The sequence below is a fragment of the Streptomyces sp. Ncost-T10-10d genome, assembly GCF_900091955.1.
Lineage (GTDB): Bacteria > Actinomycetota > Actinomycetes > Streptomycetales > Streptomycetaceae > Streptomyces.
Genome location: NZ_FMDF01000143.1, coordinates 64,189 through 79,776 on the forward strand (window position 1 = coordinate 64,189; position 15,588 = coordinate 79,776).

At 69.5% G+C, this 15,588-nt stretch carries 14 protein-coding genes; 5 read left to right on the plus strand and 9 right to left on the minus strand.

Going from position 1 to position 15,588, the window contains the following annotated elements; genetic code table 11:
* The first annotated feature begins 221 nt into the window (after positions 1-221).
* The 3 genes from pta (at position 222) to pyk (ending at position 5,055) form a co-directional block, all read left to right on the plus strand.
* The gene (pta, locus tag GA0115254_RS24525) at positions 222-2,303 is read left to right on the plus strand and encodes a phosphate acetyltransferase (protein WP_093897440.1); all 2,082 of its coding nucleotides are present in this window, start codon (positions 222-224) and stop codon (positions 2,301-2,303) included.
* A complete protein-coding gene (locus tag GA0115254_RS24530) occupies positions 2,300-3,550 on the plus strand; it encodes an acetate kinase (protein ID WP_093897441.1) in 1,251 nt (416 codons plus the stop codon). The genes pta and GA0115254_RS24530 overlap by 4 nt, the downstream gene beginning before the upstream one ends.
* A gap of 74 nt (positions 3,551-3,624) precedes the next feature.
* The gene (pyk, locus tag GA0115254_RS24535; RefSeq protein WP_093897442.1) at positions 3,625-5,055 is read left to right on the plus strand and encodes a pyruvate kinase; all 1,431 of its coding nucleotides are present in this window, start codon (positions 3,625-3,627) and stop codon (positions 5,053-5,055) included.
* A 69-nt stretch (positions 5,056-5,124) separates the two neighbouring features.
* Here pyk and GA0115254_RS24540 read toward each other — a convergent pair whose 3' ends face one another.
* Positions 5,125-5,673: a hypothetical protein gene (locus GA0115254_RS24540; protein ID WP_093897443.1), complete on the minus strand. Its 549-nt coding sequence runs from the start codon at positions 5,671-5,673 to the stop codon at positions 5,125-5,127.
* Positions 5,674-5,956: 283 nt separating this feature from the next.
* Between GA0115254_RS24540 and GA0115254_RS24545 the strand changes: the two genes are divergently transcribed.
* Complete coding sequence (locus tag GA0115254_RS24545) at positions 5,957-6,319, plus strand: hypothetical protein (protein ID WP_093897444.1); 363 nt, start codon at positions 5,957-5,959, stop codon at positions 6,317-6,319.
* A gap of 83 nt (positions 6,320-6,402) precedes the next feature.
* Here GA0115254_RS24545 and GA0115254_RS24550 read toward each other — a convergent pair whose 3' ends face one another.
* From GA0115254_RS24550 to GA0115254_RS24570, 4 genes are all read right to left on the minus strand, one after another.
* On the minus strand, positions 6,403-7,659 hold the full coding sequence (locus GA0115254_RS24550; protein ID WP_093897445.1) for a hypothetical protein: 1,257 nt from the start codon (positions 7,657-7,659) through the stop codon (positions 6,403-6,405).
* Positions 7,649-8,218, minus strand: coding sequence for a DUF6114 domain-containing protein (locus GA0115254_RS24555; protein WP_093897446.1), 570 nt, complete (start codon positions 8,216-8,218; stop codon positions 7,649-7,651). The genes GA0115254_RS24550 and GA0115254_RS24555 overlap by 11 nt, the downstream gene beginning before the upstream one ends.
* A 93-nt stretch (positions 8,219-8,311) precedes the next feature.
* Entirely contained in the window at positions 8,312-8,953 is a 642-nt protein-coding gene (locus GA0115254_RS24560; RefSeq protein WP_093897447.1) for a DUF6230 family protein, read from the minus strand.
* A 600-nt stretch (positions 8,954-9,553) separates the two neighbouring features.
* Positions 9,554-10,534 carry a tetratricopeptide repeat protein gene (locus GA0115254_RS24570; RefSeq protein WP_176740268.1) on the minus strand — a complete coding sequence of 327 codons (981 nt, stop codon included), beginning with the start codon at positions 10,532-10,534 and terminating at the stop codon, positions 9,554-9,556.
* Between the two features lie 317 nt (positions 10,535-10,851).
* Between GA0115254_RS24570 and GA0115254_RS24575 the strand changes: the two genes are divergently transcribed.
* Positions 10,852-11,481, plus strand: a complete 630-nt coding sequence (locus GA0115254_RS24575; RefSeq protein ID WP_093897449.1) for a TetR/AcrR family transcriptional regulator — start codon at positions 10,852-10,854, stop codon at positions 11,479-11,481.
* Positions 11,482-11,530: 49 nt separating this feature from the next.
* Here GA0115254_RS24575 and GA0115254_RS24580 read toward each other — a convergent pair whose 3' ends face one another.
* The 4 genes from GA0115254_RS24580 to GA0115254_RS24595 form a co-directional block, all read right to left on the minus strand.
* Entirely contained in the window at positions 11,531-13,231 is a 1,701-nt protein-coding gene (locus GA0115254_RS24580; RefSeq protein ID WP_093897450.1) for an acyl-CoA mutase large subunit family protein, read from the minus strand.
* Between the two features lie 110 nt (positions 13,232-13,341).
* On the minus strand, positions 13,342-13,674 hold the full coding sequence (locus GA0115254_RS24585; RefSeq protein ID WP_093897451.1) for a DUF3817 domain-containing protein: 333 nt from the start codon (positions 13,672-13,674) through the stop codon (positions 13,342-13,344).
* A 76-nt stretch (positions 13,675-13,750) separates the two neighbouring features.
* On the minus strand, positions 13,751-14,260 hold the full coding sequence (locus GA0115254_RS24590; protein WP_093897458.1) for a MarR family winged helix-turn-helix transcriptional regulator: 510 nt from the start codon (positions 14,258-14,260) through the stop codon (positions 13,751-13,753).
* A gap of 10 nt (positions 14,261-14,270) precedes the next feature.
* Positions 14,271-15,524 (minus strand): MFS transporter, encoded by a 1,254-nt coding sequence (locus GA0115254_RS24595; RefSeq protein ID WP_093897452.1) that lies wholly within the window; start codon positions 15,522-15,524, stop codon positions 14,271-14,273.
* Positions 15,525-15,588: the final 64 nt, after the last annotated feature.

The following is a 15,588-nucleotide window of genomic DNA, read 5'->3' on the forward strand; positions in this document are numbered from 1 at the left end:
GTCAGGTCTGGACCTCGCGCTCTCGGCCGCTCCGGGGGATTCCCGCACGGGTTTTCCGCCGGACGCAGCGGTGGATCGGGCGACGGTCCGGCGGGACGGGCGGGGGTCCTACGACCCCTCGCGGAGGGTCTATCGCCCGGCGGGCGGCGTCTTGACCCCCGCAGGTATCGTCAACATGGCAAATACCATCCCAAACCGCAAAAATGGACGGGAGAGCACGCGTGACGCGCAGCGTGTACGTGACCGGGATCGACCGGGGAGACGGCCGCCAGGTCGTCGATCTGGGAGTCATGGAGCTCCTGACGCGTCAGGTGGACCGGGTCGGGGTGTTCCGGCCGCTCGTCCACGACGGACCCGACCGGCTGTTCGAGCTGCTGCGGGCCCGCTACCGGCTTTCCCAGGATGCCGCGTCGGTCTACGGGCTGGACTATCACGAGGCATCCGCGCTCCAGGCGGAGCAGGGCACGGACGAACTTGTCTCCCGGCTCGTGGAACGCTTCCATCAGGTGGCCCAGAAGTACGAGGTGGTGCTGGTCCTCGGCACCGACTTCGCCGCCACCCAGCTCCCCGACGAGCTGGCGCTCAATGCCCGGCTCGCCAACGAGTTCGACGCCTCGGTCATCGCCGTGGTCGGCGGGAAGGGCCAGCCGGCGGAGTCCGTACGGGCCGAGACCCACAATGCCTACCGGGCGTACACCGGCCTGGGCTGCGACGTCCTCGCGATGATCGTGAACCGGGTGGCGGCCGAGGACCGCGATGTCATCGCGGAACGGCTGGCGGCCCGGCTGCCCGTCCCCTGTTCCGTCCTGCCGGACGATGCGGCGCTCTCCGCGCCGACCGTCGCCCAGATCACCGCGGCGCTCGGCGGCACGGTGCTGCTCGGCGACGACTCCGGGCTGGCCAGGGACGCACTGGACTTCGTCTTCGGCGGTGCGATGCTGCCGAACATGCTGAAGGCGCTGACGCCGGGCTGTCTGGTGGTCACGCCCGGGGACCGGGCGGATCTGGTGGTCGGCTCGCTGGCCGCGCACAGCGCCGGGACACCGCCCATCGCGGGTGTGCTGCTGACCCTGAACGAACGCCCCGGCGAGGAGATACTCAGGCTGGCCGCGAGACTCGCACCGGGTACCCCGGTCGTCTCCGTGGCCGGCGGCTCCTTCCCCACCGCCGGGGAACTCTTCGCACTGGAGGGCAAGTTGAACGCGGCGACGCCCCGCAAGGCGGAGACCGCACTGGGCCTCTTCGAGCGCCATGTGGACACCGGCGCCCTGCTGGACCGGATCTCGGTGGCCCGCAGCGGCCGCGTCACCCCGATGATGTTCGAGCACGAGCTGCTGGAGCAGGCCCGCGCCGACCGGCGCCGGGTCGTCCTGCCGGAGGGCGCCGAGGAGCGGGTGCTGCGCGCCGCGGACGTACTGCTGCGCCGCGATGTCTGCGACCTCACGCTCCTCGGCGACGCCGACGTCATCCGCAAGAAGGCCGCCGACCTCGGCATCGATCTCGCCGGTACGCAGCTCATCGACCCGCAGAGCTCACAGCTGCGCCAGGCGTTCGCCGAGCGGTACGCACAGGTGCGCGCCCACCGCGGGGTCACGGTGGAGCTGGCGTACGACGTCGTCGCGGACGTGAACTACTTCGGTACCCTGATGGTCCAGGAGGGGCTCGCGGACGGCATGGTCTCCGGGGCCGTGCACTCCACCGCGGCGACGATCCGCCCCGCGTTCGAGATCATCAAGACCAAGCCGGACGCCTCGATCGTCTCCTCCGTCTTCTTCATGTGCCTCGCCGACAAGGTCCTGGTGTACGGCGACTGCGCGGTCAACCCGGACCCGGACGCGGAGCAGCTCGCGGACATCGCGGTGCAGTCGGCCGCGACCGCCGCCCGCTTCGGCGTGGAGCCGCGGATCGCGATGCTGTCGTACTCGACGGGCACCTCGGGTTCGGGCGCCGATGTCGACAAGGTGCGCGAGGCCACGGACCGAGTGCGCGAGGGCCGGCCGGATCTCAGGATCGAGGGTCCGATCCAGTACGACGCCGCGGTGGAGCCGAGCGTCGCCGCGACGAAGCTGCCCGGCTCCGAGGTGGCGGGTCAGGCGACGGTGCTGATCTTCCCGGACCTGAACACCGGCAACAACACCTACAAGGCCGTGCAGCGCTCGGCGGGCGCCGTGGCCGTCGGACCGGTGCTCCAGGGGCTGCGGAAGCCCGTCAACGACCTGTCCCGGGGCGCACTCGTCCAGGACATCGTCAATACCGTGGCCATCACGGCGATCCAGGCGCAGAGCGAGGAGCGACCCGCATGAGCACCCCGACCGCAGAAGGCTCTTCCACCGTGGCCGCGCATCGCGTACTCGTTCTCAACTCCGGCTCCTCGTCGGTGAAGTACCAGCTCCTGGACATGAGCGACCACTCCCGGCTGGCGGCCGGACTGGTCGAGCGGATCGGCGAGGAGACCTCCCGGCTGGTGCACACCCCGTCGGCCGGCAGTGGCGCCGAGCCGCGTGAGCGCATCGGCCCGATCGCCGACCACGAGGCCGCGCTGAAGGCGGCGGCCGAGGAACTGGCGGCCGACGGTCTCGGCCTGGACTCCCCCGCGCTGGCGGCGATCGGCCACCGGGTGGTGCACGGAGGGCTGCGGTTCACCGAGCCCGTGGTGATCGACGACGAGGTACTGAAGGAGATCGAGCGCCTGGTCCCGGTGGCCCCGCTGCACAATCCGGCGAACATCGTCGGCATCCGTACCGCCCAGGCCCTGCGCCCGGACCTTCCGCAGGTGGCCGTCTTCGACACGGCGTTCCACACGACGATGCCGGAGTACGCGGCTCGGTACGCGATCGACGTGGAGACCGCCGACGCGCACCGCATCCGGCGCTACGGCTTCCACGGCACCTCGCACGCGTACGTCTCCCGCAAGGCCGCCGAGCTGCTGGGGCGCACCCCCGAGGAGGTCAATGTCATCGTGCTGCACCTGGGCAACGGCGCCTCGGCGTCGGCGGTGGCGGGCGGCCGGTGCGTGGAGACCTCGATGGGGCTGACCCCGCTGGAGGGGCTGGTGATGGGCACGCGTTCCGGCGACATCGATCCGGCCGTCACCTTCCACCTGAAGCGGGTGGCGGGGATGTCGACGGACGAGATCGACGTACTGCTCAACAAGAAGAGCGGTCTGGTCGGGCTCTGCGGCGACAACGACATGCGGGAGATCCGGCGCCGGATCGACGAGGGCGACGAGCGTGCGGCGCTGGCGTTCGACATCTATGTGCACCGGCTGAAGAAATACATCGGCGCCTATTCGGCGGTCCTCGGGCGGGTGGATGCCGTGGTGTTCACGGCGGGGGTCGGGGAGAACTCGGCGCCCGTACGGGAGGCTGCGATCGCCGGTCTTGAGGGGTTCGGCCTGGCGGTGGACGCGGATCTGAACGCCGTACGGTCCGGCGCACCGCGGCTGATCTCGCCGGACTGCGCACGGGTCGCGGTCGCCGTGGTGCCGACGGACGAGGAACTGGAGATCGCCGTCCAGACCTTCGCACTCGTCGGACAGGCCCACAACTGAGCACCCCCGCGCCCCTTTGTACCTTCCACCAGACGGAATATTCCGCAGCGAAACAAACCGATAGGATCCGCCTCATGCGCCGTTCCAAAATCGTCTGCACACTCGGTCCCGCCGTCGACTCCCATGAGCAGCTCGTCGCTCTGATCGAGGCCGGCATGAGCGTGGCCCGCTTCAACTTCAGTCACGGCAGCCACGAGGAGCACCAGGGTCGCTACGACCGGGTCCGCAAGGCCGCCGCCGAGACCGGCCGCGCGGTCGGTGTGCTCGCCGACCTCCAGGGCCCGAAGATCCGCCTGGCGAAGTTCGCCGAGGGCCCCGTCGAGCTGGTCCGCGGGGACGAGTTCACCATCACCGCGGAGGACGTCCCCGGTGACAGGTCGATCTGCGGCACGACCTACAAGGGCCTGCCCGGCGACGTCGCCAAGGGCGACCCGATCCTGATCAACGACGGCAACGTCGAGCTGAAGGTCGTCGCGGTCGAGGGCCCCAGGGTCAGGACCATCGTGATCGAGGGCGGTGTCATCTCCGACCACAAGGGCATCAACCTGCCCGGCGCGGCGGTCAACGTCCCGGCCCTGTCCGAGAAGGACGTCGAGGACCTGCGGTTCGCCCTGCGGATGGGCTGCGACCTGGTGGCGCTTTCCTTCGTACGGGACGCCAATGACGTCAAGGACGTCCACAAGGTGATGGACGAGGAGGGCCGCCGGGTCCCCGTCATCGCCAAGGTCGAGAAGCCACAGGCCGTCGAGCACATGGAGGGCGTCGTCATGGCGTTCGACGGTGTGATGGTCGCCCGTGGCGACCTGGCCGTCGAGTACCCCCTGGAGAAGGTCCCGATGGTGCAGAAGCGCCTGGTGGAGCTCTGCCGACGGAACGCCAAGCCGGTGATCGTGGCGACCCAGATGATGGAGTCGATGATCACCAACTCGCGGCCGACCCGTGCCGAGGCGTCCGACGTCGCCAACGCGATCCTGGACGGTGCGGACGCGGTCATGCTGTCGGCCGAGTCCAGCGTGGGCGCGTACCCGATCGAGACGGTCAAGACGATGTCGAAGATCGTCGTCGCCGCCGAGGAGGAGCTGCTCTCCAAGGGCCTCCAGCCGCTGGTGCCGGGCAAGAAGCCCCGCACCCAGGGCGGCTCGGTGGCCCGCGCGGCCTGCGAGATCGCGGACTTCCTGAACGGCAAGGCGCTGGTCGCCTTCACCAAGTCCGGTGACACGGCCCGCCGCCTCTCCCGCTACCGCGCGGCGCAGCCCATCCTGGCCTTCACCACGGACGAGTCCACCCGCAACCAGCTCGCCCTGAGCTGGGGCGTCGAGGCCCACGTCGTACCGCACGTGGACAACACCGACGCCATGGTGGACCTGGTCGACGGGGAACTCCTGAAGCTGGACCGCTACAACGCGGGCGACACGATGGTCATCACCGCCGGCTCGCCTCCCGGCATCCCGGGCACGACGAACATGGTGCGGGTGCACCATGTGGGGGGCGGGGCGCGCGACTGACGCGTTCGTGGCCTTCACCCGGACATGACAGTGCTCCGTCCTCCCACGAAGACGGAGCACCGTCATGTGTCAGGGCAGCCGTTCGGCCAACTCCCGCCACGCCTCGTACTCACCGCGGCGCGGATGGTCCACGAACAGCGACTCGACCAGCCTGGCCGGGGCGAGCAGCCGCCGGGTCGTGCGCAGCTCAAGGATCTGCTCACGCTCCAGCTCTCTCCAGCCCGGGGCGAGCTCGGCGGCAGCCTTCGAGGTCATGGGCATCGCATTCAGCGCCCGTTCGAGCACGGGCCCCTCATCGAGCAGCGGCACATCCAGCCGCGGGCCCACCGATTTCAGCAGGGAGGCCCTCAGCCACAGGTCTCGTATCAGCCACTCGTTGCTCTGCTCGCCCGTCGAGCGCTCAGCTGCCGCGAGCAGCGCCGCCCACGCCCGCGAGGCCGCCCGCCACTGCTCGTCCGACATCCCCACGCCGTCCGCCTGCAGCCGCGCGGCGAATTGCTGGGCAGCCGCCATCCACTGGCTGACCTCGCCTTCGGCCGCCCGAATCTCCAATGCGGACCAACGGCGCGCGTGCGCGCCCAGGTCCAGCCGGTCGAGATCATCGAACAGACCACTCACCCGAAGCTCACCTCCCACCGATGCGAACGCTTCTCTGCCGATCAGCTTGGCCCCTCCGCCGACTGCCCGGGCGAGGGCGCCGCTGGTGCGCCCTGCGGAGGGGAACGGCCAGTACGGCCCTGGCCTGCGGCAGCCCTACTCGCGGGCTTGATATCCGCAGCCCCGGCCCCGGCAACCGCCCGGAGAACCTCTTCGAACGCATACTCCGGATCAGCCTTGGGGCCCGCGACCGGCACGGCAAGACCGGCAGGCCAAGCTCAGGACGAACAAACTCCGCCTCGGGGTGTGCGCCGACGAGTCGTACGCCCTGGGCAGCCGTAAGCACCTTCAGGCGCGGCCTTATGGTCACACCGGCTGGAAGCGGCACGCCATGGCGCCCGAACCGGGAGCCCGCCCGGAGGACCTGGAACCGATCGTGCTCAGCTGGGGCGAGCGATTCGCCCGGGCGCTGGGCGCGCTCGCCGGCAGCGGCGACGCGGAGGTGTCTCTGGTCCTGGTCCAGAGCGTCGAGGATCTCGACGATGAGATGTCGAAGGGGATAGTCCTCAGCGCTGGGCTCGTGGCGTGGCTCGCCACCGCTCGCGCCTACGTGGACATCGACCAGTACATCTTCCACGAGTGCGACGAACCCACCACAGAAATGTGAGGACATGGCTGTGGCCCGCACCCCCGAACTACGGGACTGCGGGCCACAGTCACTTGTGCGGCTCCCGAACAGGTCGGTGTCGGCTAGCTGTTGCCGCCGGTGAAGTAGTTGTGCAGTCCGGGCACCGTGAGCGAGCCGCCGAACTGCCCTGCCTGGGTCACCTTGACCTTGGTGAAGAAGGCGAAGGGTACGTTCAGCGGCGGCGGTGTCTGCGGGCTGAACGTGACCGGGATGAGGCCGAAGAGATTGCCCTTCAGCTCCTCCGTGTACATCGTCACCGTGCCGTTGCGGATGGTGGACGTGGAGCCCTTGCGCGCCTGGACATGCCCCGTGGTGCCGTTCGGGCCGACCGTCAGCTGGTGGAGGTCCTTGATGTCGATGGAGCTCGCGGTGAACTTCAGCACCTTCTTGATGGTGCCGTCCTGCGTCTTCACCTCGACGATGCCCTTGTAGTCGAGCCCGTTGAGGGTGAGCAGCGAACTGTCCAGGATCCACGGGTCGGTGGGGAGCAGCGGGACACCCGTTTCGAGGTCGGCCGCGGCCAGTGCCTCGGGGTCGGCCGTCGGACACGGGAAGCGCTCCTTGGCGCCGTCCGGGATGTCCTCGTCCTTCTTGGCGTCGAGTCCCTTGGCGCTGTCGTCGAGCTCCTTCACCGACTTGCCGGCCTTGCCGGCGGCTTCGCGGATGGCGGCGGCGGTCTTGTCGGCCGTCTCCTTCGCGGCGTCCGTGGCCTTCTCCACGGGCTTCTCCGCGGGCTCGGTCGTGGCGCTCTGCGACGGCTCGGGGGACGCGGTGCTCGCGCTCGGGGACGGGCTCGCCGTCTCCTTGTCCGGTCCGCCGAAGAGGTCCTTGAGTGCGTCGCCGACGCCCAGCGGGTCGAGCGGATTCGTCGACTTCGTGGGGGTGGGCGAGGCGCTCGGCGCAGCGGCGGCGGGTGCGTCGGCGGCCTTCGCCTCCGGCTTCGCCGCGTCGCTCGCGGACGGAGTCGTCGAGGGCTTCGGTGCGGCCGTGTCGCCCTTGTCACCGGAATCGGTGGCGGACGGGGACGGGGACTTGGTCTCCGATGCGGACGGGGACGGCGACTCGCTCGGCTCATCGGAGCGCGTCACGCAGGGGCCGGGCGCGAAGGGAATGTCCGAACTGTCGTCGGCCAGGGCCAGCTTGGGCGTGAGCCCCATGCCCACGAAGACGGCCGTCGGCATCGCGGCGAGCGCGAAGGCCTTGCCCGCGGGTATGTGCAGCTTCGTCAGCAACGACTTCCTGGGGGCCGCGTGGCGCGGTCCGCTTCTCGTCCGGAGGTCCTCCCCGGTCGAGTTCAGCTGCGTCTCGTCACCCCGCACGATGCCTCCCGCCGTCGGCCTCGACTGTCGTGTCGTACTGCTCCGGCTGCTGCTGGGGCACCGTTGCCGTGCTCTGGAACTCGGGTTCGGGCTCCTGCGTACCAGGACCGGCGTCCTTGTATGTCTGGTCCAGGGCACCCGCGTCCACGGCGTCGGGCTTCGGCTCGCCCGGGGCCCAGGAGATGGAGAGCGCCCCACCGAGCAGGGAGAACAGGAAACCGATCAGGAATCCGCCGATGTTGGCGACCGGTATGGAGATCAACGCCAGCAGGATCGCGGCGACTCCCGCGAACACTCTCACGATGTGGTGGAACCACATCGTGAGGCCCAGCGTGATCAGCAGGACCCCGATGATCAGCGATCCCGCACCGGCGGTCGTGGACATCGCCAGCGTGATGTTGCCGAGGTGCATATTGGCGTACGGGAAGTACGCGATGGGTAGACCACCCACCATGGTGAACAGGCCCGCCCAGAACGGCCGGTTACCCCGCCAGGTGCGGAATCCCCGCCGGAAGACGCGGAGGTAGTGCTCGTTCTGCCCTGTGGACTCGGGGCTCATGGAAAACAGCTCCCTGCAACCGGTACTGCGGTGAGAAGTGAAAAGATGGGCGGCCGGAGACCCTTGGGGGCGCTCCGGCCACCCGGGCGAGTGCTAGTAGCACTCCTTGACGCCGCTGTGCAGCCGCAGGCTCAGGTTGCTGAGCCTGAAGGTGCCCGCGGTGGTCGCCCACGCCCTCTGCTTCACGTCCTTCAGCACGGCCGTCTCGGCGCGCTGCGCGAAGCCGTTCGGGTTGACGGGCCCCTTGGTACCGGCCTGGATGCCAGGCTTGCCCATGTCTCCCGCGGCGACACCGATGTCGATGTTCTCGAAGTACGCGTCGGTGTCGAGCTCGGCGACGTCCAGGTACAGATTGGTCGCCCTGACCGGCTTCTTCGGGTTCGTACCCGCGTTCAGCTGCAGCGTGACGGTGCCGAGACCGAACGGAAGGTTCGGAGTGACCACCGACTGACACATGTTGGTGATCGTGGCATCGCTGAAGCCGGACACGGCAACGGCGTGAGCCCCGTTCTCGCCCTTGGGGTCCATACCGGTGGCAACGGAGCCGTACTGGACGAAGTTGTGGCCGACAAGCTTGTCGGCATGCACCTTGAAACTCTGGCCGGACACGCTGAACGACGCCGCGAGGGCGCCCTGCGCGAGACCGACACCCACTGCGGCGGTCGCGACGACGCTCGGCACCATGACCAGAGCGAAACGCTTCCATCTGGTGCCACCACGAACCTGGGAACTCATAAATTTTCCTCCTTCTCGGACGTACATCTCCGGTACGGGCGAGGGCCCGTGCTGGGATGGGAGAAGTGCTACGTCCTCGGAAAGGAGAGCGCCCGCGTACGGAGGCAGGAACCGCGTCCGAATCACCGGCGATCACCCCCGAGCGACAACCACTGGCCACGCATTCGCGCAACCTGTTCGGACAGGCCCCGCCGGACGGCAGGAACCCCCCTGTCCGGAGTCGGCGCCACTGCCGCCGACCCACTCGGTGGGGACCCAACAGGGCCGCCGCGCCGACTGGCCGCCGGGCTGGCGTTATTGGACCGAGCCTGGCCGATCGTGGTGCATTCCCGCCCGCGGCACAAGGGGGTTCGTTACTCGCTAGTAACGGCCCGATAACCGATGCGCGACCGGGTGGCACCACCCGGCCACACAGGGTGGCGTCGAACGGAAGGACGAAAGGGAAAATCGGGCCCTTTATGCGGACAGATCCTGGGGGGCGATTTACTGCGAGTAACAGGCCGTACCTTTGTCAAGATTTGGCAAAGCGGGGCCGCCTCTTATCGCCCGATCGCGAAAACGGCCGCGACACCCCGGGGGTGCCACGGCCGCGTTGTCACATCAGAACAAGACCCGCGCCAGCGCCGTACGCGCGGCGCCGACCCGCGGATCGTCGGGGCCGATCACCTCGAACAGCTCCAGCAGCCGCAGCCGCGCCGTGTCCCGGTCGTCGCCGAAAGTACGGCGCACCGTCTCGACGAGCCGCCCGAAGGCGTCCTCGACATGACCGCCGACCAGATCCAGATCGGCGGCCGCGAGCTGCGCCGTGACATCGGCCGGGTTCTCCGCCGCGTCCTTGCGGACCTGCTGCGGGTCCATGTCCTTGACCCGGGCGAGCAGTTCGGCCTGGGCGAGACCGAGCTTGGCCTCCGTGTTGGCCGGGTCCTCGGACAGGACGTTCTTGTACGCCCGGACGGCACCGGCGAAGTCGCTGGCATCCAGGGCCTGTACGGCCGCTTCGAGCAGGGCGTCGTACGGCCCGGCGGGTTCCTCGACAGGAGCCTCGCCGACCCCCTCGGCGGCCGCCGCGTCCTGGTCGACCACGATTCCGGTGAGCCCGAACCGTTCCTCGCCGACCTGGATCAACTGGTCGAGCGTCTGCCGGATCTGGGCCTCGGGAGCCGCGCCCTGGAAGAGCGGGAGGGCCTGCCCGGCGACGACGGCGAAGACCGCCGGGATGCCCTGGATACCGAACTGCTGCATCAGCATCTGATTGGCGTCGACATCGACCTTGGCCAGCACGAAGCGGCCGTTGTACTCATGGGCCAGGCGCTCCAGGAGCGGCCCCAGCTGCTTGCACGGCTCGCACCACTCGGCCCAGAAGTCGATGACGACCGGGACCTCGGCGGAGCGCTGGAGGACGTCGTTCTCGAAGCCCGCCTCATCGACATCGATCACCAGGGCGGACGGCGGCACGGCACCGCCACCACCCTGCCGGGCGGCCTCGGCACGGGCCTGCTCCGCCTTCACCTTGGCCTCGCCGGCCGCCTTCACCGCGGCGAGGTCGACGACGCCGCTCATGGACATGTTCCTAGGCTGCATACGTACATCCTCCCCCCTTGGCGCGCCGATACGGAAAGCGAGACGGAAACCGCACCCGGCCGTGGCCCCCGCCGGTGTGCGGGGTGCACGGACAGACACGGCCCGAGGGCCCCTGAAAGACCCGTTTCGGCGCCGGGTCCCCACCCGGTGCCTGTGGCTGTCGTTCGGTCGTGGCGTCACGACGGCATGACCATCGCCTTTACGCTACGACCCGTAGCGTAACTTCCCGGCACCCCTCGTGCACAAGCGCGTTCGGTGATCTGTCTCACGGTGAACGCGACCGGCCGGTTCTACTTACTGACCGGTATGGTCGCGGCATGCTGAGCCACAGCCGCCCCAAACCCCTTCGAACGGGACGTCCGCGCAGCGCCGCGGCCGATGAAGCGATCCTGGAGGCGACCAGAGCCTCTCTGGTCGACCTCGGCTGGTCGAAGCTGACGATGGGCGACGTGGCGACGCGGGCCGGGGTCGCCAAGACGACCCTGTACCGGCGGTGGGCGGGCAAGAACGAGCTGGTCGTGGACGCCGTCGCGGTCCTGTTCGACGAGCTGGAACTGCCCGATCTGGGCAGTCTGTCGGCCGACATGCAGGCGATGGTGCTGCAGTTCGCCGCGCTGCTGGAGCGGCCGGAGACTCAGACGGCGCTGATGGCGGTGGTCGCGGAGTCGACCCGCGACGAGGCGCTGCGGACCCGGATCCGCGACTCGATCGTGGACCGGCAGAAGCGGCTGGTGCTCCAGGGTCGCCAACGGGCCCAGGAGCGCGGGGAGTTGCCCGTCGAGCAGGACGAGGCCGTGGCGGCGACGACCGCCGATCTGATCTTCGATGTGATCGCCGGCGCGGTCGTGCACCGGGCCCTGGTGAGCGCCGAGCCCGTCGACGAGGACTGGGCCCGGCGCTTCACCGTACTGCTGCTCGCGGGTCTGGGGGCGGCGGCCTCCGCGTAACGGAGGCCGCCGCCGAACACAGCTGTCGAGCAGGACTGCCGACTGCCCGTCAGAAACCGGGCGGCTCCGTGTAGGTGCCCCACTCGTCGCGCAGAACTCCGCAGATCTCGCCGAGCGTCGCCTCGGCCCGTACCGCATCGAGCATCGGCACGATCATGTTGGAGCCGTCGCGGGCGGCGGCCAGCATCGCGTCCAGCGCCGACTTGACCCGGGCGTCGTCGCGGGCGTCCTTGCGGCTGCCGAGCACCCGGACCTGCTCGCGCTCGACCTCGTGGCTGACCCGCAGGATCTCCAGGTCGCCGGTGACCGAGCCATGGTGGACGTTGACGCCGACGACGCGCTTGTCGCCCTTCTCCAGCGACTGCTGGTACCGGAAGGCGGACTCGGCGATCTCGCCGGTGAACCAGCCGTCCTCGATACCGCGCAGGATGCCGGAGGTGATGGGCCCGATGGGGTGCTGCCCGTCCGGGTGGGCCCGGGCGCCGCGCTCCTTGATCTGATCGAAGATCTTCTCGGCGTCGGCCTCGATCCGGTCGGTGAGCTGCTCGACGTACCAGGAACCGCCCAGCGGGTCGGCCACATTGGCGACGCCGGTCTCCTCCATCAGCACCTGCTGGGTGCGCAGCGCGATTTCGGCGGCCTGCGCGGAGGGGAGCGCGAGGGTCTCGTCGAGGGCGTTGGTGTGCAGCGAGTTGGTGCCGCCGAGGACCGCGGAGAGCGCCTCGACCGCCGTCCGTACGACGTTGTTGTACGGCTGCTGGGCGGTGAGCGAGACACCGGCGGTCTGGGTGTGGAAGCGGAGCCACTGCGCCTTGTCGGTCCTGGCGCCGTACGTCTCCTTCATCCAGCGGGCCCAGATGCGGCGGGCCGCGCGGAACTTGGCGATCTCCTCGAAGAAGTCGAGGTGCGCGTCGAAGAAGAAGGAGAGACCGGGCGCGAAGGTGTCGACGTCCAGCCTGCGGGAGAGGCCGAGCTCCACGTAACCGAAGCCGTCGGCGAGGGTGTACGCGAGCTCCTGCGCGGCCGTCGCCCCGGCCTCGCGGATGTGGTACCCGGAGACGGAGAGCGGCTTGTAGGCGGGGATGTCGCGGGCGCAGTGCTCCATCAGGTCGCCGATGAGGCGCAGATGGGGCTCGGGCTGGAAGAGCCACTCCTTCTGCGCGATGTACTCCTTGAAGATGTCGGTCTGGAGTGTGCCGTTGAGTACGCCCGGGTCGACGCCCTGACGCTCGGCGGCGACCAGATACATGCAGAAGACGGGGACGGCGGGTCCGCTGATCGTCATGGACGTCGTGACGTCGCCGAGCGGGATGTCCTTGAAGAGGATCTCCATGTCGGCGGCGGAGTCGATGGCCACGCCGCAGTGCCCGACCTCGCCGAGCGAGCGGGGGTCGTCGGAGTCGCGGCCCATCAGTGTCGGCATGTCGAAGGCGACGCTGAGCCCGCCACCGCCCGCGGCGAGGATCATCTTGTAGCGCTCGTTGGTCTGCTCGGCGTTGCCGAAGCCGGCGAACTGGCGGATGGTCCAGGTCCGGCCGCGGTAGCCGGTCGGGTAGAGCCCCCGGGTGAAGGGGTACTCGCCGGGCCAGCCGATCCGCTCGAATCCCTCGTACGAGTCCCCGGGGCGGGGGCCGTACGCGGGTTCCACGGGATCCCCGGAGAGTGTAGTGAAGTCCGCGTCACGCTTGCGGGCCTTGTCGTAACGGGCCTGCCAGCGGCGGCGGCCTTCCTCGATCGCGTCAGCGTCCATACCATCGAATTTACTAGGACGTCCTAGTAAATGTCGATGGCAAACCGCCCGGTGCTTTGCACGGGGCGGTTCGGAAGGAAGCTGTGGGGCAGGACGTCCGCCCGGCGGCCTCAGGCCTTGACAGCCACCGGAGAGCCGTCGGCGACCAGCGGCTCGACCTCGCGGACGACCTTGCGCTCGACGAAGAACGCGGCCGTCGGGATGGTGCCGGAGATCAGCACCCAGAGCAGCTTGCCCACCGGCCACTTCGCCTTGGAGCCCAGGTCGAAGGCGAAGATCAGGTAGATGATGTAGAGCACGCCATGGATCTGGGAGACGACGAGCGTCAGGTCCTTGCCCATGTCGAAGCCGTACTTGAAGACCATGCAGGTGCAGAGCACCAGCAACATGACTGCGGTGACGTAGGCCATCACCCGGTACCGGGTCAGCACACTGCGTTTCATGGCATCGAGCGTAACCGGACGCCCGGGGCGATCTTGCAGCGGGCCGGGCCCTCGGAATGTCGTCCTGCGCCTGTTCCTACGACTCCTCGAAGTCCTGGGCCGCGATGCGCAGCGGCCGCAGCATGGCGAAGATCTCCGCGCACTCCTCGGCGTCGTACACCCCTAGCCCGAACTCCATGTCGACCAGGTCCTCGGTTGCCGCCTCGACGACCTCGCGGCCCTTGTCGGTGATGGAGGCGAGGGTCCCGCGGCCGTCGTTCGGGTTGGGGCGCTTGGCGACCAGACCCGAGCGCACCAGCCGGTCCACCGTGTTCGTGACGGAGGTGGGGTGGACCATGAGCCGCTCACCGATCTTGGACATCGGCAGCTCACCGGCCTTGGAGAAGGTGAGCAGCACCAGAGCCTCGTACCGCGCGAAGGTCAGGCCGTACGGTTTGACGACCGCGTCGACCTCGGCGAGCAGGATCTGCTGCGCGCGCATGATCGAGGTGATCGCCCCCATCGAGGGCACCGGTCCCCAGCGCTGCTGCCAGAGTTCGTCGGCGCGGGCGATGGGATCGAAGGGGAGACTGAGCGGCTTCGGCACGCCGTCGACCTTACCCACTGGTCATATGCCGGTCAGCCCCGTCTCGCCCTTCGGTCCGAGGACCGCTCGCGGTCGCTGTCGCCCTGACCTCGCGGACCAGCAGGAGCGTGCACACCGTACCGATCGCCCCGGACCCCGCGACCACCAGGTGCACGGGGACGAATTCGGCGGCCAGCCCGGCCAGCGCCATGCCGATGCCCTGGACCGTCATCAGCCCGGCGGTGAGCAGGGTCATGGCCCGGCCCCGCAGCTCCTCCGGGACGGCATCGACGAACCACTGGTCGAGGCCGATGATGTACGCCGCCCCCATCCCGGCCAGCGCAAGCGCCACCAGGGTCGGGACCATGCCCGGGCGGATCCCGTACAGCAGGAACGGCAGCAGCCCGGCGGCGGCGACCGGCAGCACGATCCGGGAGCGGACGCGCGGGGTCAGCACAGTGCCCGCGTACAACTCGGCGGCGATGTGCCCGACCGGCATCGCGCACATCAGCAGCCCGAGGGCGGCCGGGCCGAGGCCGATCTCGTCCGCGTACGGGGCGGCGAGCGCCTCCGGTGCGACGACGAACAGGGCGGGTACCCAGAACAGCAGCATCAGCGCGCGGATTCTGCGGTCGGCGAGGACGATGCGGGCCCCGGCCAGTGAATCCTTGAGCAGCGCGCCGCCGCGGTCACCGCCGGTCCTGGCGGGCCGGTCGCGGGTGCCGAAGCGGAGCAGGGCCGCCGAGCAGAGGAACGTCCCGACGGTGATGGTGATCGCTCCGCGCGCGGACAGCGCGGCAAGCAGCACACCGCCGACACCGAAGCCGGTCAGCAGCGCGCTCTGCGAGACGATCCGCAGCAGCGAGCGGCCCAGTACGTAGAGGTCGCCCTCGCCGAGGATGTCGGTGAGCGCGGCCATCCGCGTCCCGGTGAAGACGGGCGACACGGAGGCGACGAGACAGCGCAGCGCGAGGAGGCCGCCGACCGGGGTGCCGGGCAGCACCATGACGGCGACGCAGCCCGCACAGACCAGATCGCAGGTGACGAGGACCCGGCGGGCCGGGTAGCGGTCGGCGACCCCGGCGAAGAGCGTGCCGCCGACGAGGTACGGCAGGAAGCCGAGCGCGAAGGTGAGGGCGCTGAGCAGGGGTGAGCCGGTGAGGTCGTAGACGAGGACGGTGAGGGCGAGCTCGCTGACGACTACGCCGAGGAGGGAGAGCAGATGCGCGGCAAAGACGGCCCGGAACTCCCGGACGGCGAAGACGGCGCGGTAGCCGCGACGCATGCCCGGGGCGGGGTCGTCCGCAGTCGCGTCGGCAGCGGGAGCCGCGGCCCGGAGCGCGGGCGAC